Annotated in this window: 16 protein-coding genes; 4 read left to right on the forward strand and 12 right to left on the reverse strand. The window is 71.4% G+C overall.

The window, feature by feature from the left end:
- Positions 1-4: 4 nt before the first annotated feature.
- Entirely contained in the window at positions 5-1,078 is a 1,074-nt protein-coding gene (locus ACN27F_RS15635) for a zinc-dependent metalloprotease (protein WP_421434263.1), read from the reverse strand.
- A gap of 51 nt (positions 1,079-1,129) precedes the next feature.
- Positions 1,130-2,725 carry a D-alanyl-D-alanine carboxypeptidase/D-alanyl-D-alanine endopeptidase gene (dacB, locus tag ACN27F_RS15640; protein WP_421440233.1) on the reverse strand — a complete coding sequence of 532 codons (1,596 nt, stop codon included), beginning with the start codon at positions 2,723-2,725 and terminating at the stop codon, positions 1,130-1,132.
- 442 nt (positions 2,726-3,167) lie between these two features.
- Between dacB and ACN27F_RS15645 the strand changes: the two genes are divergently transcribed.
- Positions 3,168-3,674, forward strand: coding sequence for an inorganic diphosphatase (locus tag ACN27F_RS15645; RefSeq protein ID WP_421434264.1), 507 nt, complete (start codon positions 3,168-3,170; stop codon positions 3,672-3,674).
- A 49-nt stretch (positions 3,675-3,723) separates the two neighbouring features.
- Here the strand turns inward: ACN27F_RS15645 and eccD are convergent, their stop codons facing one another.
- Positions 3,724-5,103: a type VII secretion integral membrane protein EccD gene (gene eccD / locus ACN27F_RS15650; RefSeq protein WP_421434265.1), complete on the reverse strand. Its 1,380-nt coding sequence runs from the start codon at positions 5,101-5,103 to the stop codon at positions 3,724-3,726.
- 106 nt (positions 5,104-5,209) lie between these two features.
- Between eccD and eccCa the strand changes: the two genes are divergently transcribed.
- Together eccCa and mycP are read left to right on the forward strand one after the other, a co-directional pair.
- Entirely contained in the window at positions 5,210-9,274 is a 4,065-nt protein-coding gene (gene eccCa, locus ACN27F_RS15655) for a type VII secretion protein EccCa (protein ID WP_421434266.1), read from the forward strand.
- Between the two features lie 99 nt (positions 9,275-9,373).
- Positions 9,374-10,822, forward strand: coding sequence for a type VII secretion-associated serine protease mycosin (mycP, locus tag ACN27F_RS15660; RefSeq protein WP_421434267.1), 1,449 nt, complete (start codon positions 9,374-9,376; stop codon positions 10,820-10,822).
- Here the strand turns inward: mycP and ACN27F_RS15665 are convergent.
- The 6 genes from ACN27F_RS15665 to ACN27F_RS15690 form a co-directional block, all read right to left on the reverse strand.
- Positions 10,803-11,981 (reverse strand): MarP family serine protease, encoded by a 1,179-nt coding sequence (locus ACN27F_RS15665; RefSeq protein ID WP_421434268.1) that lies wholly within the window; start codon positions 11,979-11,981, stop codon positions 10,803-10,805. The genes mycP and ACN27F_RS15665 overlap by 20 nt on opposite strands.
- A gap of 60 nt (positions 11,982-12,041) precedes the next feature.
- Positions 12,042-12,746 carry an NUDIX hydrolase gene (locus tag ACN27F_RS15670; RefSeq protein ID WP_421440235.1) on the reverse strand — a complete coding sequence of 235 codons (705 nt, stop codon included), beginning with the start codon at positions 12,744-12,746 and terminating at the stop codon, positions 12,042-12,044.
- Positions 12,747-12,781: 35 nt separating this feature from the next.
- Entirely contained in the window at positions 12,782-13,393 is a 612-nt protein-coding gene (locus tag ACN27F_RS15675) for a TlpA family protein disulfide reductase (protein WP_421434269.1), read from the reverse strand.
- Positions 13,390-14,208: an endonuclease III gene (gene nth / locus ACN27F_RS15680; protein ID WP_421440236.1), complete on the reverse strand. Its 819-nt coding sequence runs from the start codon at positions 14,206-14,208 to the stop codon at positions 13,390-13,392. Before nth ends, ACN27F_RS15675 begins: the two co-directional genes overlap by 4 nt.
- Positions 14,209-14,236: 28 nt before the next feature.
- Complete coding sequence (locus ACN27F_RS15685) at positions 14,237-15,376, reverse strand: CapA family protein (RefSeq protein ID WP_421440238.1); 1,140 nt, start codon at positions 15,374-15,376, stop codon at positions 14,237-14,239.
- Between the two features lie 73 nt (positions 15,377-15,449).
- On the reverse strand, positions 15,450-16,181 hold the full coding sequence (locus tag ACN27F_RS15690; RefSeq protein ID WP_421434270.1) for an adenosylcobinamide amidohydrolase: 732 nt from the start codon (positions 16,179-16,181) through the stop codon (positions 15,450-15,452).
- Positions 16,182-16,418: 237 nt separating this feature from the next.
- Here ACN27F_RS15690 and ACN27F_RS15695 point away from each other — a divergent pair, with 237 nt between their 5' ends.
- Entirely contained in the window at positions 16,419-17,096 is a 678-nt protein-coding gene (locus ACN27F_RS15695) for a Crp/Fnr family transcriptional regulator (RefSeq protein ID WP_278119492.1), read from the forward strand.
- Positions 17,097-17,142: 46 nt separating this feature from the next.
- Here ACN27F_RS15695 and ACN27F_RS15700 read toward each other — a convergent pair whose 3' ends face one another.
- The 3 genes from ACN27F_RS15700 to ACN27F_RS15710 form a co-directional block, all read right to left on the reverse strand.
- On the reverse strand, positions 17,143-18,171 hold the full coding sequence (locus tag ACN27F_RS15700) for a hypothetical protein (protein WP_421434271.1): 1,029 nt from the start codon (positions 18,169-18,171) through the stop codon (positions 17,143-17,145).
- Complete coding sequence (locus ACN27F_RS15705) at positions 18,168-19,124, reverse strand: transporter substrate-binding domain-containing protein (RefSeq protein ID WP_421434272.1); 957 nt, start codon at positions 19,122-19,124, stop codon at positions 18,168-18,170. The genes ACN27F_RS15700 and ACN27F_RS15705 overlap by 4 nt, the downstream gene beginning before the upstream one ends.
- 159 nt (positions 19,125-19,283) lie before the next feature.
- A complete protein-coding gene (locus ACN27F_RS15710) occupies positions 19,284-20,312 on the reverse strand; it encodes a hypothetical protein (protein WP_421434273.1) in 1,029 nt (342 codons plus the stop codon).
- Positions 20,313-20,395: the final 83 nt, after the last annotated feature.

Here is a 20,395-nt window from a genome sequence, read left to right on the forward strand (position 1 = left end):
CGGCTCAGGCAACCGTCGGGGATGAGCCGGAAACCGGGCCGTGCACCCGTGCCACCCACCCGTCCGGATCGCCCAACTCCGCCAGCCGCGGCAAGGTCAGCGGAGAGTCGAAGACCTTGTTGAAGCCGGTCATGCCGACCCGCTCCACCACGCCGTGCACGAACTTGCGGCCCTCGGCGTACTGGCGCATCTTGACGTCCACTCCGAGCAGCCGGCGAACCGCCTTCTCCAACGGGTTGCCGGCTTCGCGGCGGCGGTTGAACCCGGCCCGGATCCGCTCGACGGTCGGGATGACCGCTGGCCCGACGCCGTCCATGACGAACTCGGCGTGCCCCTCGAGCAGGGTCATCAGCGCGGTCAGCCGGTCGAGCACCGCCCGCTGTGCCGGGGTCTGCACGATGTCCAGCACGCTCGCCCGGCTCTGCGGATCCCGGACCGAGTCGGCCAACGTGCCGATCCCCCGCCGGATCCGGTCCATGAGATGGTCCCCGCCGGCCTGCGAGGCGTCCACGAACGCCTGCACCTGGCCGAGAAAATGGCCCCGCATCCAGGGTACGGCGGTGAACTGGGTGCGGTGGGTCACCTCGTGCAGACACACCCAGAGCCGGAAGTCGCGCGGATCCGCGTGCAGCTTCCGCTCCACCTCGACGATGTTCGGAGCGACCAGCAGTAGCTGACCGGGATCACCGGAGAAGACCTCGTACTGGCCGAGCACCCGGCCGGACAGGTAAGCCAGCACCGTGCCGGCCTGCACGCCGGTCACCCGTGAGCCGATGGCGTCGGTGAGCGGCCCGGGTGCCTGGTCACCGGCTGCCCGGGAGACCAGTGGCGTGATCACATCGCGCAGCCCGGCGATGTTGGCCGCGGCCCAGTCGCGCCGGTCGACGACCCGCACCGGCGGGTGGGCGACCTGCGCGTGCAGACCGGTGTACGTGATCACGTGGCCCGCCGCCTCGTCGGTGAGCCGCCGGAGGTCGTTGACCACCTCGGTCGCCTCCTCCAGGGAGGCCTTCGGGCCCGACTTGCTCAGCGCCCCAGCGGTGGCGGCGGCCAGATCCCAGTCCACGAACTGCGCCATGCACCCCACCGTACCCGCGCAGCGCCCGTCGACTCCGGTGCTGCGGACCTGTCAGCGGCAACCGCACCGGGCCAGGGTGGCCGCGATCCGGTCCAGGGCGGCCTGCGCGGCGTCGATGTACAGCGGGACCGAATCGGCCAGCACCGCGAATGCGAGGAGCCGGCCGTCGGCGGTGGTCACCGTGCCGGCGAGGGCGTTGACCCCGGACAACGAACCGGTCTTCGCCCGGACCATGCCGGCACCGGCCCGGCGGGCATCAGACGTGTTCTGGTAGCGATCTTGCAGCGTGCCGGACCAGGCAGCCACCGGCAGTCCGGAGAACAAACCGGTCAGCTCGGGACGGCTGCCGCTGCCGGCCAGCACCAGCAACTCGGTGAGCAGGGCCGGCGTCAGCCGGTTGCGGCGCGACAGGCCGCTGCCGTCGGACAGATCGCTCTGCTCCGCCGGCAGCCCCAGTTCCAGCAGTACAGCGTCCATCGCCGCCGCCGCGCCGGTGAACGATGCCGGTTCACCACGTGCGATCGCGACCTGCCGTGCGATCGCCTCCGCGATCACGTTGTCGCTGTCCGCCAACATCATCTCCACCAGGCCGATCATCGGTGGCGAGGCCACCCGGGCGAGTTCGGAGCCGGGCTGCACCGCGGCATCCGGGCTCGCGGCCGACGCCGAGGGCCCGGGTCGCGCCGAGGCCGCCGCCGGGTTCTGCACCGAGTCCGGTGACGCGGCTGCGGCCGGACCGGCGCTACCTTCCGACTGCGGCGGCGCACTCGCCAACTGCTCGACATAACCGGCAGGCGCGGTGCTGACCGAGGCTGCCGGCAGGCCCAGTGCCCGGGCGAACGCCCGACCGGCGGCGAGATCGGGTTGCGCCGACCGCTGCGCCCAGCCCCTGCCGGCCGCCGGGTCGGACCGGCCACCGTCGATCATCAGGGCGGTGATGGCGGACGCGTAACCGCCGGTGGGTATGTCGTCGTCCCAGCCCGGCCCGAGCGCGGGACCGGAGAACAGCGACACGTCGAGAATGATCCTGGTCGGGGTGCTGCCACCCAGCGCGGTGCGGGTTGCGGCAGCCAGCTCGTCGAGGCGCGCCGCACCCGGGTAGAACCCGGATTCACCGGCTGTCAGAGTCGGATCACCGCCCCCGATCAGCACCACCTCGCCGGGTTCCGAGCCCGCCACCACCCGGGTGGTGATCCGGTGCGCCGGCCCCACCGCAGCGAGCGCCGTCGCGGCGGTGACCAGCTTGGTGGTCGACGCCGGCATGGTCATCGCCGACGGGCTCTGGCTGAACAGCACCGTCCCGGTCACCATGTCCTGCACCGCCACATGTGTACGTGGGCCCAGCGACGCGCCGGCCAGGACCTCGGACAGCGCCTCGGACAGTCCGGCCGCGGTGGGCATCGGGGTGTCCACGGCCAGGCCCGCCAGCACCGGACCCGGCGTTGGTTCGGCCGACGGGGTCGGGGTGGGGCTCGGGGGCGGCGCGGCACCGAGCCAACCGGCCACCGGACCGGGACGCACCACGGCGACCGAGGCGCCGGTCGCCACCAGCAACACCCCGATGATCGTGGCCACCACCAGCGGCAGTTTGCGACGGCGACGCGGGGGCGCCGCCGGTGGCGATCCGTCCGCTGGCGATCCGGCCAGTCGCGATCCGGCCGGGTGGGGCGGCTGCGCCGGTTGGGTGGGCCGCGGTGGCGGTGGCGCGGCGCCCCGGACCGGCACCGTCGCCCGGCCGCGGTGGGTGTTCGGGTTGGCCACGCCGGGCGGCCCGACAGCGGCGGACGGCGGCACAGCCGCACGACCTGTCGCCGGCCCGGCGGCACCAGTCGCCGGCACACCATCAGCCACCGACCGGTCACTTTGATACGACGGCCCGGTGCCACGGTTGGTGTGGTCCGGCCGGCCAGCGGTCCTACCCGACTGTGAGTCTTCCCTCCCCACCGGCCCCACCTCCCATTCGTATAGCCGACTACGCGACACTACTTGCGTTCACTACGAGCGGCAGCCACAACGGTCGGGCGGGGCAACGCCCGAGCGGTGGTCCGCTCTATTTCCGTAGCCAGCGCGGGCGACGAGGGAGCGTGAGATGGATTTCGACGTGACGGTTGAGATCCCCAAGGGTCACCGGAACAAGTATGAGGTCGATCATTCAACCGGCCGGATCCGGCTGGACCGCACTCTGTTCACTTCGACGCAATACCCTGCCGACTACGGTTTCATCGAGGGCACCCTCGGCCAGGACGACGATCCCCTGGACGCGTTGGTGCTCGTACCGGAACCCACCTTCCCAGGATGCCTCATCCGCTGCCGGGCGATCGGCATGTTCCGGATGAAGGACGAGAAGGGCGCCGACGACAAGGTACTCTGCGTGCCGTACGAGGATCCACGGCAGGAGCACCTGCGCGACATCCACCACCTCGGTGAGTTCGACCGGCTGGAGATCCAGCACTTCTTCGTCGTCTACAAGGACCTCGAGCCCGGCAAGTCGGTCGAGGGCGCGACCTGGGTCGGCCGGATCGAAGCCGAAGCGGAGATCCGGGCCTCGTTCCGCCGGCGGGAAGCCGCCCTGGAGCGTGACGAGACAGCGCACTGACCAGCCACCGTGCGCTGAAACGGTACCGAGCTCTCGACCGAGCCCCGGCTCAGCCGAGCAGCCCGGTCGCCCACCGGTACAGCCCGAGCACCGCGCACGCCGTCGGGATCGTCGCGACGACCACACCGGTCTCCAACAGGTCGGCGGCCCGGCCGAGGTAGGGAGACGGCGCCCGGGCGGCGTGCCGGACACCCACGGCCACAGTCGACAGGGCGATCAGCCCGAGCAGTGGAACCAGCACCGGTGGTCCCGTGCCGGCCGGCGGCAGCAGCCCGCCGGCCGGCAGGCCGACCGCGACCAACAGCACCGCCGCCGCCAACCCGGCGAGGCGCAACGGCAACTGGTGCCGCGCGGCCGCGAACGCCCGGGAGCGCAGGGGCAGGGCTACCGCGGCCACCCCCACCAGCGCCTGGTCGGCGATTCCCGGATCCAGCACCAGCACGGCAGCTGCCCCGGCGGTGAGCACGGCGTACCCGCCGAGCATGCCGGTGAGCAACCGTTCGGCCCGCGCGACATGGAACGTGACCCGGGACGGATCGGCCGATACGGCGGCCGGCGAGGTGGCGACCGGCACCGGCACCGGCGCCAGTCTGATCGCCAGACGCGGCAGCAGCCCGATCCCGCACACCACGATGGCCAGCAGGACGGCGGCGGCCCCCGCCGCGTCGGTCACCGTCATGGCAGCCACCGCGACCACTCCACTCAGCAGGCCGACCGTGCCGGCCGCAGCGAACATCGACAGACCCGCGGCAACCCCGACGGCGACCAGAAACGCCGTCAGCAGGAGCGACACCGACCCGGCCAACAGCCCGGCCGTAGACAACCAGCCGGGTCCGGCGGCGGACGGTCCCGCGTCGCTGACACTGAGCGCCCCACCGGCGAAGGCGTACGGCAGCGACCAGCACCCGAGCACGACCCCGGTCACCGGGTCCCGCCATGCCCGGGCGGCCAGCACCGCCACCACCGCCAGGACCGCACTGGTCAGCAGAGCCGTCGTCGCCAGCCGTGGTGTCCCGGCGGTCAGCAGCACCAGCAGGCCCACGGCGAGCCAGACCCCCGTGGTGGCGAGCGCGTACCGGCGGGTCGCCGAGCTCGACCAGTCGCCGCTCCGCCGGCGCACGGTGTCGGCCACCACCTCGACGACGTCGTCGTACTCCGGTTCCGGCCAGTACATCCGCCCCGGTACGAGATGTAGCAGGTCGCCGTCGCGGATGCCCTGTTGGTGCAGTGGCTGGCCGGCCGCGACCGGGTCGCCGTCACTGCGACGTAGTACCCAGCCACCATGCTGCTCACCGTCGTCGGCGAGTCCGTCACCGCAGTGCCGCAGCAGATCAGGCAGCAATTCGGCGACCGGCAGGTGGCCCGGCAGGGCGAGGTCGATCCGGCGTCGCGGTCCGCAGACGGTGATCCGGGCGAGGCGGGCGCTCATCGATCCTCCGTGATACTTGGCGGCGACAGCCGACGGACCGGTGCACTCTATATCCGGATCTGGCGATCGGGTGCCCACGCAGTCGCTGTGCGTGTTAACTTGCCCGGTGCCCTTCACCGTCCTCAAGCGACCGGCTCGCCGGCCGGCACCGGACATTCCGGTCGGCGAGGTGCCGGTGGCCGCGCCACCGGAGCTGCCGCAGCAGGTCGAGGGCCACTGGCGACAGGTACTGATGCTGCTGCCGATGTTGGGCGGTTCGGTGGCCATGGCGATGATGTTCGGTCGCGGCGGCGGGGCCTACTCGTACCTCGTCGGCGCGGTCTTCGGAATCTCCGCGCTGGCTGCGCTCGCCACCTCGTGGAGCAGCGGTGCGGGCGTGCCCAAGCGGGCCGCGCTGATCACCGCCCGCCGCAGTTACCTGCGGCAACTGTCGGCGCTACGGCATCAGGTACGGGACACCACGGCGCGCCAGCGCGCCGCGCTGCACTACCGGCACCCCGATCCGGGTCGGCTGTGGTCGACGGTGGCCAGCACCCGGGTCTGGGAACGACGTCGTGGCGACGACGACTTCGGTGTCGTACGGGTCGGCACCGGTCCGCAGCTGCTGGCCACGCCGCTCGTCCCTCCGCCGAGCCGGGCCGGGGTGGAAGCCGAGCCGCTGACGTCGGCCGCGATGCGCCGCTTCCTCGACACGTACGCCGTCGTACCACGGCTGCCGGTGGCCGTCGCACTGCGCGGATTCGCCCAGATCTTCGTGACCGGCGGTGCGGACCGAGGTGACGCCGACCAGGCTGCCGCCCTGGTCCGATCGATGCTCGCCCAGCTGGCGGTCTTCCACGCCCCGGACGACGTGCGGATCGCCGTCTGCGCGGCGGCCGAGCGGCGGCGCCGGTGGGAGTGGGTGAAGTGGCTGCCGCACGCCCAGCACCCGTACCAGGTCGACGCCGCTGGCCCGCTACGGCTGGTGACCAGCGATCGCCGCGAGTTGCACGACCTGCTGGTGCCGCTGCGCCCCGACCGGGGATCCGGGCCGGTGTTCGGGGCAGAGCCCGGGGCGGTGCCCGGGGCGGTGCCCGGGGCGGCAGACCTGACGGCGGCCGCCGGTGCGCACCTGGTCGTCGTGTACGACGGGGTGACCGCTGCGGATGACGGGATCGTGCCCGCCATGGTCGCCGAAGCGGCGACCGTGTTGACGCTGGACCGCCCAGCACCACACGTGTTCGACCGGACGGTGCTGGAGCTGCGGTTGGCTCCCGACGGCCGGCTGTTCAGCAGGACCCTGGCCGAGCTGACCGAGACCGGCACCCCGGACCAGCTCAGCGTTGCCGAAGCGGAGGCGGTGGCCCGCCGGCTCGCTCCGCTACGGCTGGCGGTGGCCGGGACGGATCCGGCGGCGCCGGCCCGTAGCGTCGAGCCGGATCTGGTCCGGCTGCTGCAACTGGACGACCCGGCCCAGGCACGGTGGTGGACCGGTGCCACGGCAGGCCGGCATCGGCCAGAAGGCCAGCTGCTGCGCGTACCGATCGGCCTCACCGTCGACGGGGAGCCGCTGGAGCTGGACCTGAAGGAGTCGGCGCAGCATGGAATGGGGCCGCACGGGCTGGTCGTCGGCGCAACCGGATCCGGCAAATCCGAGCTGCTGCGCACGCTGGTGCTCGGGCTGGCGCTGACCCATCCGCCCGAGGAACTGAACGTCATCCTCGTCGATTTCAAGGGCGGCGCCACGTTCGCCGCGCTGGATCGGCTGCCACACACCGCCGCGATGATCACCAACCTGGCGCAGGAACTGCCGCTGGTCGACCGGATGGCCGACGCGCTCACCGGGGAACTGGTCCGGCGGCAGGAGTTGCTGCGCCGGGCGGGCAACCTGGCGAGCCGACGGGACTACATCCGGCGACGGGCCGGCGACGCCGCACTGCCCACGCTGCCGTCGCTGGTGATCGTCTGCGACGAGTTCTCCGAACTGCTCTCCGCCAAACCCGACTTCATCGACGTCTTCCTGCAGATCGGTCGGGTGGGGCGATCGCTCGGGGTGCACCTGGTGCTCGCCTCGCAACGGGTCGACGAGGGTCGGCTGCGCGGGCTGGACACGCAACTGTCGTACCGGATCGGGTTGCGGACGTTCTCGTCGCTGGAGTCGCGCGCGGTCCTCGGCGTGCCGGACGCCTTCCATCTGCCGACCGATCCGGGGCACGGGTTCCTCCGCCGTGGCACCGCCGCACCGGTGCGGTTCAAGACCGCGTACGTGTCGGGTCCGCACCGGCGGCCGGCGCCGCGCCGGGCCGGCGGGCACCAGCCGCAGAGCGTGCTGCACCGCTACCGGACCACGCCGACAGCCACGCCACCGCCGGCGCCGGCCCAGGTCCGTGCCGGCGACCCCAGTTTGCTGGATGTCATGGTCGGCCGACTGGCCGGACAGGGCCCGCCGGCACACCAGGTGTGGCTGCCGCCCCTGGCCGAGGCGCCCACCCTGGACGAACTACTCGGCGAGCTCCGAGTGGTCCCGGGCCGTGGCCTGGCCGCCGCCCGACAACCACTGCCCGGCCGACTCCGGGTCCCGGTGGCCGTGGTGGACAGGCCGTTCGAGCAGCGCCGGGAACCGCTCTGGCTGGCGCTGGACACGGCCGCCGGGCACGTCGCCACCGTCGGCGCGCCGCAGAGCGGGAAATCGCAACTGATCCGAACGCTGGTCATGGCCCTCGCGCTGACCCACACTCCGGTCGAGGTGCAGGTCTACTGCCTCGACTTCGGCGGCGGCACCCTCGCCGTGCTGCGCGGCCTGCCGCATGTCGGCGGCGTCGCGGCCCGCGCCGACACCACCGCGGTACGGCGTACCGTCGCCGAACTGGCCGGCCTGCTCGCCACCCGGGAACAGCGGTTCGCCGCGCTCGGCATCGATTCGATGGCGGCGTACCGGGCCCGCCGGGCGGATACCGCGACCGGCACGGCGGCGGGGGACGATCCGTACGGTGACGTGTTTCTGGCCGTCGACGGCTGGCCGACGGTGCGCAACGAGTACGACGATCTGGAACCGGTGCTCGTCGACCTGGCTACCCGTGGCCTGTCGTACGGCATCCATCTGGTCGTGTCGGCACTCCGCTGGTCGGACTTCCGGCCCGCCCTGCGGGACCTGTTCGGCTCCCGGTTGGAGTTGCGCCTCGGGGATCCGATCGACTCGCTGATGTCGCGCCGGTCCGCGGCGAACGTGCCGGAGCAGACACCGGGTCGGGGGATCACCGGCGACGGGATGCACCTGTTTACCGCGCTTGCCGAGGTAGCCCAGGTGACCGAGGTAGCCCAGGTGACCGAGGTAGCCCAGGTGACCGAGGTGACCGAGACGGTCCGACCACCCGGTCACGGCACCGCCGCCCTGGTCACGGCGGTCGCCCGGCACTGGTCAGGACCGAGCGCCCCGCCGGTGCGGCTGCTACCCGCGCTGCTGCCGTACGCCGAACTCGACCGTGCCGGCACCGGCGGGCTACGGGTGGCGATCGGGCTGGCCGAGGTGGATCTGCGCCCGGTGGTCATCGATTTCACCGCGGAGCCGCACCTGCTGGTCTTCGGCGATGCCGAGTCCGGCAAGTCGAGTCTGTTGCGCGTGCTGGCCACGGCAATCGCCGCCCAGTGCGCTCCCGAGCAGGCCCGGGTGATGATCATCGACTACCGCCGCAGCCTGCTCGACGCGGTCACGACCGAGCATCTGATCGGGTACGGGACCGCTGCGCCGCACGCAACGGACCTGATCGGATCGGCAGCGAGCTATCTACGGGACCGGCTGCCAGGACCGGAGATCACCGCCGAGCAGCTGCGGTCCCGCTCCTGGTGGTCCGGGCCCGAGCTGTTCGTGTTGGTCGACGACTACGACCTGGTCGGCGCGGGACCGGCCAACCCGCTGCAGCCACTCGTCGACTATCTGGCGCAGGCCAAGGACGTCGGGCTGCACCTGGTGATCGCCCGCCGCACCGGCGGTGCCGCACGGGCGTTGTACGAGCCGGTCGTCCAGCGGCTGCGCGAACTCCCCACGGCCGGGCTGGTGCTTGCCGGTGACCGGGACGAGGGTCCGCTGATCGGCCAGGTCCGTCCCGGACCGCTGCCGCCCGGTCGGGGCCGGTTGGTCACCCGCCGGGACGGGGTCCGACTCGTCCAGTTGGCGTACCTGCCGCCGGATTGACCAGGCGTACCCGCCGGAGTCGGCAAGACTGCTTCTGCGGCCAGGAAATCGCGGTAACCTCCGTGCAGCAAGTGTCTGCTGGGGTGAGAAGGCCGCACTGTGACGTCGTCGCCACGCCATCCACGCGGCACCGCCCGGTGGCTCGCCGGGGCGGTGCTGCTGTCGATGGTGGGCGTCGCGGCACCGGTGGCCGTGGCGCCGGGTGCACCGGCGTCCGCCGCGTCCCGGGCAGGCCCGGCCACCGCCGACGCGCGGCTGGCAGCCCCGGCGGAGGCAGCCCCGGCGGAGCCGGCGGAAGCGGAGCCGGTCAGGAACGCTACCCCGAAAGGTCCGGTCACGGCGGCGTTGCTGCCCGCCAGGTTCGATCAGATCCGCGACGATCAATGGCAACTGCGTACCTTGGACGCGTCAGCCGCCTGGCAGCTCGCCACCGGCGTCGGCATCACCGTGGCGGTGATCGACTCCGGCGTCGACGCGTCGCACGTGGATCTGGCCGGCCAGGTGCTGCCAGGAATGGACTTCGTCGACGACGGCGACGGTCGTTCGGATCCGGTCGGGCACGGCACCACCGTCGCCGGGCTGATCGCCGGCAGTGGCGATGACGACGACGGAGTCCTCGGACTGGCCCCGGGCGCGAAGATCCTTCCGGTGCGGGTGCTCGACGAGGAAAACCGTTACGACGACGCGATGGTGGTGGCCAAGGCGGTCCGGTGGGCGGTGGACAACGGCGCCCAGGTGATCAACCTGTCGCTCGGCGGCGGTGGCGACAGCCCGGCGCTCGCCGCCGCGCTGGACTACGCCTTCGCCAGTGACGTCGTCGTCGTCGCTTGCACCGGCAACGTGTCGGCGACGAGTTCGTCACGAGTGTGGTATCCGGCTCGTGAGCCTGGCGTGGTCGCGGTCGCCGGACTCAACCGTGACGCCGACAACCTGTGGCCGGGATCCATCACCGGACCGGAAACGATTCTCGCCGCCCCGGCCACCAGCCTGGTCGGGGCACGGCCCGACGGCTACTGGCGGGTGCAGGGCACCAGCTTCGCCGCCCCGCTGGTCGCCGCGACCGCCGCTTTGATCCGATCCCGTTGGCCGGACATGTCGGCCGGCACCGTGGTGACCCGGCTGATCGAAACCGCCCGCGATCTCGGGGCACCGGGACGTGACGACCGCTATGGCTTCGGCCTGGTGGATCCGGTCGCCGCACTGACCGGCGGAGTCGCTCCGGTCGCCCGCAACCCGCTCGACGACAACGAGACGCCCGGAGTCGCCGGCTTCGGTCGGGCGCCAGGACTTGAGGCGGTCGAACCCGCCCTCGCCGGCGGATCGGCCCCGCTGAGCGGGCCGGCCGGCGACGATCAGGGTGCGGGTTGGGCGGTCGGTCCGGTGGTCGAGGCCACCCGGCAGGACACGCCGGGCTGGCTCAGCGGCGGTCTGCTGGTGCTGGTGACCGTCGCCGCCAGCGTCTGGCTCTGCCGCCGGATGCGACGGGTCACCGCCGCTGGGCGAATCACCACCGCTGCCCGGCAGCCGCTCAGGCGCACTCCCCGGTAGCCGTCTGGCGGGTGCTCCGGACGCCCAACACCGCGGTGTCGGCCGCCTCCTGCGCCGTAACCGCGAAGCCGGTGTTCGGATCGTCGGCCGCCGCGGCGAAGATCACCCCGAGAACCAGGCCGTTCACGGCGACCAGCGGCCCGCCGGAGTTTCCGGAACGCACCAGCGCCCGGATGGTGTAGACCTCGCGGTTGACGTCGCCGTCGTCGTAGATGTTGGGACCGGTGATCGGGCCGACGTCGCGTACCCGCGCGGACTGCGCGTCGTACGGGCCGTCCAGCGGAAACCCGAGAACGATAGCGTCGGCACCAGTGGGCGCCGGACGGTCGGCGAACGGCATCACCGGGGCCGGCAGGTTCGGCACGTAGATCACGGCCAGGTCGAGATCCGGGTCGTAGACCACCACCCGGCCGTTGTGCCGCTCCCCCTGCAACTCGACCGCCACGGTCTGGGTGCCGGCGACCACGTGCGCGTTCGTCATGACCCGGTCGTCGGCGTACACGAAGCCAGATCCCTCGATACGCCGAGAGCAGCGCGGCGCCGAGCCGAGAACCTTGACCACCGACTGTTCCGCGTTCGCCACCACCGCCGAACCTGCCAGCGCCGGATCGGGGGCGGGAACCTCCCGCACCCGGGTGGGCGCGAGTCCGCCGAAGACATCGGGAAAACCCCTGGTGTCGACAGTGTCCCGCAGCGCGTCGGACAACGCCTGCGCCTGCGAGGGCATCACCCGGTCGATCCCGTTGAGCAGCGCGCTGTTGCGGACCGCACCGGCCAGGCCCGGCAGCGAGGAAGAGCCCAGCGGAACAGCGACCAGCCAGGCGACGAGCAGCACCGCGACCAGGGAGATCGCCGCGCCGCCGATGTCGTCCGCCCGTCGACCGGCCGGGCTGCTGATCGCATGCCGCAGCCGGGAGCCGGCCCAGCCGGCGAGTGCCTGGCCCAGCACGGCCAGGCCGAAGACCGCGATCAGCGACACCACCACGCGTACCGCGTTGTCGGCGAACTGCTGCGCCAGCAGCGGGCCGAGTTGCAGGCCGATCAACGCACCGCTGAGGAAGCCGGCGAACGACAGCACCCCGATGACGAATCCCTGGCGGTAGCCGCTGATCGCGAACAGCAGCATGAGCAACAACAGCACGACGTCAACGGCGGACACCCGTCAAGACTACGGGGCCGGCCGGACAAACCCGACGGCACGCGCGGCCGGCAGCCGTGGTCAGGGCGGCTGGTCACCGGCGGCTGGCGGTGAGTCGGTCGTACGGTGCCCGGCGGCGGTCGCTTCCGTGACCGGCTCCGGCACGGTGTTCGCCGGTGGGGTCGGCGGCAGGTCGATGATCCGGTCAATGGGCCACGGGCCCGACCAGCCGCCCATGTCAAGCAGTGTGGCGAGCACACCGGCGGTGAATCCCCAGACCAGCATGCCGCGAAGCTGAAAGGCTGGACCCACCCAGCCGCTGGGATGGCGTATCTGCAGGCGGTTGTCCGGGTCGACCAGTTCCCGGAACGGAATACGGGTGACGTGCGCGACCTCCGCCGGTTCCCGTGGGTGTACCGGATGGGGTCGGTGCCACCAGCCGAGCACCGGCGTGACCACGAAATTGCTCACCGGAATCCACTGCTGCGGTAGCTGGGTCAGCACCGTGACGCTGGTCGGGTCGAGGCCGACTTCCTCCTCGGCCTCCCGCAGCGCCGTCGCCGGCGCGTCTGCGTCACCGGGATCGGCGGCACCGCCCGGGAAGGCTGGTTGGCCGGCATGGGTACGGAGCGTGGCCGCCCGCTGCAACAGCAGCACATCCGGCTCGTCCGGCCCGTCCTCGCCGAGCAGTACCAGCACCGCGCTGGGCCGTCCGCCCCGGGCTGGGGTGGACAGGCGGGTGAAATCGGCGGTACGGGCCGACCGGAGCCGGGTCAGCAGTGGCATCCACCAGGGCGGCAGCGAGCCGGACACAGGTCCGCTCACCGCGCCACCGCCACCCGCAGCTCCTGCTCGACCAGTCGCGCGAGCATGGCGTCGTCGAGGACGGACTCCTGGTGCAGCAGCCGCATGTCGCCACTGTCGTCCACGAAGATGGTCAGCGGCAGCGCGGTCCGCTGCACCGACCGCAGGAAGCGTCGGTCCGGGTCGACGAGCTGCGGGAAGTCCAGCCCCAGGTCCTCGGCCACCGAAAGGGCCCGGCCGCGATCGTCGGCGGTGTTGACGCCGACGACGTGCAGTCGCCCGGCGCTCTGATCGGCCAGGCGTTGCAGGGCCGGTAGCTCCTCTCGGCAGGGCGGGCACCAGCCGGCCCAGAAGTTGATCACCGCTGGGCCACGGAGCGCCCGCACGTCGATCGGTGTACCGCCAGCGAAACAGGGCAGGCGCAAACCGGGAAGCGGCGTCGCCGCGACGGCGGGCGACGCGACGGCGGTCCCGGCCGGCGGCGCGGTCAGCGACGCGCAGCCGGCGAACGGAACGGATTCAGTCTGCTGCGGTTCGGACGACGGGTCGGCGGTGCAACCGGCCGCGGGCAGCAGGACGGCCGTCATCGCCGCAGCGGCCCAGAACGCCCGCAGCCGGCCGGCCCTCACGGCACCTCGGCGGTGACGGCAGCGGCCGGCACCAGGTCGGCGGCCACTCCGGCCTGCTCCGCGAGCTCCCGGGCACGCGGCCCCTTGAGCAGCTTGGCCGCTGCCGCGGCATCGGTCGGACCGGTGCCGTAGGCGGGGCAGAGCGCGGCAAGGGTGCACGCGCCGCAGGCCGGTTTGCGGGCGTGACAGACCCGGCGGCCGTGAAAGATCACCTGGTGCGACAGCATCGTCCAGTCGCGGCGCTCGATCAGCTCGCCGACCGCGTGCTCGATCTTGACCGGTTCGGATTCCTCGGTCCACCGCCACCGGCGTACCAGCCGCTGAAAATGCGTGTCGACGGTTATCCCCGGCACGTCGAAGGCGTTGCCCAGGATGACGTTGGCGGTCTTGCGGCCGATGCCGGGCAGCTCCACCAGCTGCGTGAGCCGGCCTGGCACCGCGCCACCGTACCGTTCGGTGAGCGCCTGCCCGAGACGGATCAGCGCGCTGGCCTTGTTGCGGAAGAACCCGGTCGGCCGGATCAGCTCCTCCAACTCGGCGCGGTCGGCGGCGGCGTAGTCGGCGGCCGTCGGGTAGCGGGCGAACAGCTTGGGGGTGACCTCGTTGACCCGCTTGTCGGTGCACTGCGCGGAGAGAATCGTGGCCACCGCCAGCTGCAACGGACCGTCGTGGTCGAGTTCGCAGTGGGCGTCGGGGTGTGTCTCGGCGAGCAGCCTCGCCATCCGCCGGGCGCGCCGCTTGCGTCCCAGGTCGGTCTCGTTTCGTGCCGCGAGCGCTTTCGCGGGTCGGGGGGCCACCGGTGTCACGCCGGCCAGCCTACGTCGGCGCACCGCACCGTGTGCATCAGTCCGCCGGCGGGGAGATCGTCCCGTCCTCGCCGAACTGAGCGCCGGTCTGCGGGAAGTCCGCCTCGCTCAGCTGCCTGACCAGGTCCAGACCACGGCGCTGTTCGTCGATGGTCGGCAGCCCGTTGCCGTCCATGAAGGTCGCGGTGAACTGGCCACCGGCCCAACTGCCGTCGAGGTTCAACGAGACCTTGAGCACCCCGCCCAGCCCGAGCCGGCCGCTGTTGTTCAGCGTGCCGCCACCGCCGGCGAAGTTGCCGAGGCTGTACGCGATCAGCCGACCCTGGTAGAACTCCATGCCGCGCAGCACGTGCGGCCCATGGCCGACGATCAGGTCCGCACCAGCGTCGATCATGGCACGGGAAAAAGCCATCGGATCGCCCCGGTTCTCACCGAGAAACAGTTCGGTGCCCGGTGTCACCCGGGTCATCTCCGCTCCTTCGCCACCCATGTGCACCTGCACCACGACCAGATCGGCCAGCTCGTCCGCGCGGCGCACGACCGCCGCCGCGGACTCCAGGTCGATCAGGCTGTTGTTGGGCGGCGAGTACGAGGAGAAGCCGGCGACGCCGACACGCACCCCCTCGACGTCCAGTACGGTGATCTCGTCGAGCGCCCCGGTGTGCTGCATGCCGTGCTCTTCGAGCGCCTGCTGGGTGTTGCGGTAGCCTGCCTCCCCGTAGTCGTAGCCGTGGTTGTTGGCCTGGTTGAGCAGCATGAACCCAGCGTCGCGCAGGTGCGCGGCGTACTCCGGCGGAGCACGGAACTGGTGACACTGGGTGGAGTCGGGGCCGCACTTGCCGGTGCCGGTGTCCACCGTCAGCGGCTCCTCCAGATTACCCATGACCAGGTCTGCGGCCAGTGCCTCGGCAACCGAGTCGAAGAAGCCGGCACCGTCGTCGGCGGGCAGCCGGTCCGGCGCGTTGCCGAGCACGATGTCACCGGTCGCCGACATCGAGATGGCCGCTGGCTCGGGCTCGGGCTCGGGCTCGGCAGTCGGAGTCGCCGCGGCCGGCGAGACCGCAGACTGCCACTGCGGGTCGGCTGACTCGTCTCCCCCACCGGTGCCGCCCAGTGCCACGATGCCACCGAGCACCCCGCCGAGCAGCACGGCGGTGAGAATGACTATCGACAGGATCGGGCGGCCGGGGGCGGCTTCCTGCCGCCTGCGACCTCGCGGGGCGCGCTGGGCGTCGGTCACTGGCCCGACCCTACCGGCCACCCGGCCGTTGCGACGACCGCCATCCGGTTGGTTCGCCGCCGTGTCCGGTTGACGGCACCGGGGCACCGCCGACCGCACCATCGCGTACCGCTCGGTGGACCGCGCGGGCGAGCCTCGCGCCCCAGATCGATCGGGGTCCTCCGTACCGTTGCTCCGCCCCGTCCGGTGGACAGAGCAGGGCGACGGCGTCGGTGGCCGTGCCGGTTGCCCGTAGGCCCAGCTCGACAAGTGCCTGGGTCTTCGCCTCGGTCACGGTGGCCACCGCGTTCACCAACGCCGCCTCGCTGAGCCGTTCGGGCAGCACCGCGACGGTGTTGATCGTGCCGACCCGCTGCGGCGTCGCGCCGTCGCCGGCATCCCCCGCCGCCGGATCTCCCGCCGCCAGGATCGGGGTGCCCAGCCCGACGGTCGTCCAGACCCGCACGCCGGATTCGCTCCGATCGACCATCCGCCGCACGTCCACCCCGGTCAGCAGCCCGACGCCGGGTCCGCGCAGGTCGGCCTGGTCGGCCAGCTCGACCAGGTGGGTGTCCGGGTCGTCGCGTCGGTACGACATCGGCACGGTCGCGTTGATCACCCACCAGCGCAGGCCGATGCCGCCGCCGAACGGCGCGGAACTGATCGCCAACAGTGGCTCGGTCAGCGCCCAGCAGACGAACGGCAGCCACCGGCCGTCTTCGGCTCGGGAGGTGAACCAGGGGCGGGCGACGTCGGCGGGCACCGCTCGACGATACGGCGGCCCGACCCGCCCGATGGGATCCGCCAGCCGCACGGCAACGACCGGTCGGCAGATCGGGTGGGGCATATTAACGAGGGATCCACCCACTTGGGTTACGCTCCGGGATCAAGATTCGGAGGGTGCGCATCCGACTGGGGGCGGAGTGCACCTAGACTGGCTGCGCGCGGCAGGTCACGGCTGGGGTGCCGGGAGCAGACGCCGCGTAGGCGGAGGTGCGCGATGGACGAGGTGCTGGCCCGTAGCGGGATCTTTCAGGGCGTGGACCCGGAGGCAGCCGAGGCGCTCGCCAAGGAGATGGAGACGATCGAGGCGCGTAAGGGCGAGATCGTCTTCAACGAAGGCGAGCCCGGCGACAGCCTCTATATCGTGCTGACCGGGAAGATCAAGGTCGGCCGGCGGGCCGCCGACGGCCGGCAGAACCTGATCGCGGTGATGGGCCCTTCCGACATGGTCGGCGAACTGTCCCTGTTCGATCCCGGTCCGCGTACGGCTACCGCCACCGCGGTGACCGACACCCGCCTCGCCCGGCTACGCAAGCAGGCCCTACGCCCGTGGCTGAACAACCGGCCGGAGATCGCCGAGCAACTGCTGCGGGTGCTGGCCCGCCGGCTACGCCGGACCAACGATGCGCTCGCCGACCTGATCTTCACCGACGTGCCGGGCCGGGTGGCGAAGAACCTGCTGCAGATGGCAGGCCGGTTCGGCACCCGCGACGGCGGTGTGCTGCGGGTGACCCACGACCTGACGCAGGAGGAGATCGCGCAACTGGTCGGGGCGTCGCGGGAAACGGTGAACAAGGCCCTCGCCGACTTCGCGTCCCGGGGCTGGCTGCGGCTGGACGGCAAGAGCATCATCATCCTCGATCCGGAGCGCCTGGCCCGCCGCGCCCGCGTCTGACCAGGGGCACCGGCCGGTGCCCCTGGTCAGACCGGTCATCCCCTGGTCAGGAGGTTGTCGCCGGGCGAGCGGCGGTGGCCCGGCACACCGCGTCGACCCGAGTGATCGGCCGTACCTGCCGCCCCAGCGCCTGCAGGAGCGAATCCTCGACGTGAAATCCGTGCACCCACAACCGGTAACGCGGCAGGTCTTCCTCGCTCGGGCAGAGCACCCGGGACACGACGTCGTCGGTCGGCACGTACCGGACCCCGCCCTGTTCCTGCAGGATCACCACACTCACGTCGTCCACCGCGATCACGCTGCCCCGGATGTCCTCGGTGCCGCCGGTGGCCGTTTCCACGGCGGTCACCGTGCTGGGCAGCACCGGTGCGGTGGCCACCGAGTACGACGTCCAGATCATCATGACCATGATGGCGAGTTGTCCGGAGGCGACCAGTGGACGCACCGTCACCGAGAGCACCGGGCCGGTGACCGATAGGGCGAGCAACGGTGGTAGCGCCAGCACCAGCAGGGCGATCCACTCCCGCTGTCCGGCTGCGTCGGCGAGGGTGGACGCCACCAGCCAGTAGTAGCCGAGCAGCCCGCAGACCACGATGAGGGCCTGGACCCAACGCCGCTCATGCAGCCGTCGCGCCGTGAGCTGGAAGGTCGCCGCTACCGCGGGCAACAGCAGTGGCAGGTAGAGGATCTTCCAGGTCACCGCCGCGACCAGGATGGTGACGATGACGAACCAGACCGGGACCACCCGCTTCCAGCGGGCCAGCAGCGGATCTCGCCGTCGCTGCCAACGCCGTGGATCACTGTCGATGCTGACGGCCAGCACGGCGCTGATCGCGAACAGCGCCACCATCGCGCCGGAGACCATCCGACTGGCCGTGATGACGAAGGCCGCGACGAGGTTGACCGGGTTGACGTTGGCCGCCAGCAACAGGGTCGTCTGCAGCTCACCGCCGGATTCGACGACCAGCCGCATCACCGAGACGATGGCTGGCGCACCGACCACCATGCTCCAGAACTGCTGGGCGGCCCGGGTGGGCCGCTCGTCCTCCTCGCCTGGGCGCGGCGATCCGGTCACCGGGCGACTTTGTCGTCATGGTCGACCAGATCGGGTACGTCGAGCGGGGGCGGCTGTTCGGCCGGCCCCAGCCAGTTCCCGAGGTTGTTGTTGTACGCCGCCTGCCAGGCGGTGGACAGATTGTTCTCGGCCTGGTGGTAACTCTTGCCGAGGAAGTAGCTGACCAGGTCGCGCAGGTACTCGTCTTCGAGTGGTACGCCGATGCCGAGCGACTCGTCGATGCCGAACGGCATGTTGACCAGGGTCAGCTGATCGGGATGCTGGGAGCGGAAGCCGGCCAGGATGGTCGCGTCGGAAACCATCGCCTGGTACTGCCCGGACAGGACACCGTCGCGGCAGTCGGTGGGGCTGCTCGCCTCCTGGAACGGGATCGCACGGTCGATCAGCATGCGCTCGGTGGTGGAGCCGCCGGCGGCGCACACCACGTACTCCTCCCTGCGGAGATCCGGGATGGTCCTGATCTCGTCGACGTACTCCGCCGCGATGAGCACCTCGGGGGTGGTGACCAGGTACGGCCCGGCGAAGCTGACGTCCCGCGCGCGTTCGTCGGTGATCGAGAAGCTGGCCACCACGATGTCGACCCGGCCACGGCGCAATGCGGTGACCCGGTCCTCGGTGACAAGAGTTACCCACTCGATACGCTGGTCGTCCTCAAAGCCCAACGACCGTGCTATGTAGCGGGCGATCTCGATATCAAATCCTTTGCGGACGCCGTTCTCGGTGTAGGACATCAGCGGGAAGTCGTCGTAGATGCCGATCCGCAACTTGTCCCGGTTGCTGATGGTGGACAGCTCCCGCAGCTCCTGCACCGTACGCTGTTTGGGCTCCTCCTGGCCCTGGCAGGCCGCGGCGGTGGTCAGCACCAGGGTCAGCGCGACAGCCACTGTGGTCAGCAGCTGGCGCCGGCGGTTCGCGTGCGACGGGTACGACTGACTGACTGCTGCATCTGCCAAGGCAGCCTCCGCCCAACTGTGACCGTCAAGATCCGACGCGATTCCGCCGGCCGTCCACACTGCCGGCCGGCTTCAATGTAATCGGCACGGCCAAGCCGTGCGGGTCACCCATTCAGCCGATTGTCCCGCACGGCCCGCTCAGGCGGAATGCCCGCTGGCTCAGGCAATCTTGGTGTCCGGCGGGGTACGTGACCTCGTCCACGCCGGTGGCCGCCGAGCGAACAGCACGGCCAGCGCGGTGCCGGCGAGCGTCCAGCCGCCGAGCACCAGCCACTGGGGCAGCAACTGCGCCTGCGGAAAATAGGAGATGTTGCGGATCAGGGCGACCGACGCCCCGGGCGGGAAGAGCTGCCCTATTTCGCCCCACGGCCGGGGAAGGAACTCCACCGGCAGGGCGGCGGCGGAGATCGGGCTGCCGACCAGCATGATCAGCACGGTACCCACCCCGACGCCGTGCAGCCCGACGAGGTTACGCAGCCCGATGATGGTGGCCGCGATCGCCGCGATGGCCAGTCCGCTGGCCATCGCGTTGAGAACGAACGAGCCACCGAGAATCCGGAAAGCCACCTGGCCGACCCCGGCGACCGCGACTCCCGCTGTCGCCGCCAGCACGGCCAGGGTGAGCAATCGCCGGGCGGTGCCCTGGATGCCCAGGGCGATGAAGATCCCGCCCTTGAGGCCACCGAGCAACAGCGGAAAGAAGAACGCGCTGAGTCCGGCGCCGCGTTCGTCGTGCCGGGAGAGCGGCACCACGTCGGTCACCTCGACTCGGCCGCTCACGACCGGTCCCCCGTCCTCGCCCGGCGGACCACCAGCGACAGCCGGTGCCAGCGCGGTGATCAACTGGCTGGCCACCGTACTGGCGCCGGAAGCGACCAGCAGTTCTGGCGGATCTCCGGGCACCACCGCGCCATACACCTGCCGGTGCCGGATCGCGGCGATCGCCACCTCGCGGGTTTCGTACGGCCGGATGGTGAACTCGTGCGGGCGGGCCTGGGTGAGCAGCGCGGCCGCGGCGGCTCCCTCCGCCGGCGGGCCGACGAGTCCTACCGGCACACCACGCGGTTGCGCGTAGACAGCCGGCCAGGTGAAGGCGGCCATGATCAACGCAGCTACGAACGCGAGGGTCACTCCGGTGATCAGGCACCGATTGAGCCGGGTCGGCTGGTCTTGGCGCTGCCGATCCATCGGTCACCTCAGGATGTTCTGCCCAGGTCGATACCGTCGAAACTGCAAGCGTAGCTGTGATTAGTCGTATTAGTACCGCTTTT

The organism is Solwaraspora sp. WMMB335 (assembly GCF_049179075.1).
Classification (GTDB): domain Bacteria; phylum Actinomycetota; class Actinomycetes; order Mycobacteriales; family Micromonosporaceae; genus Micromonospora_E.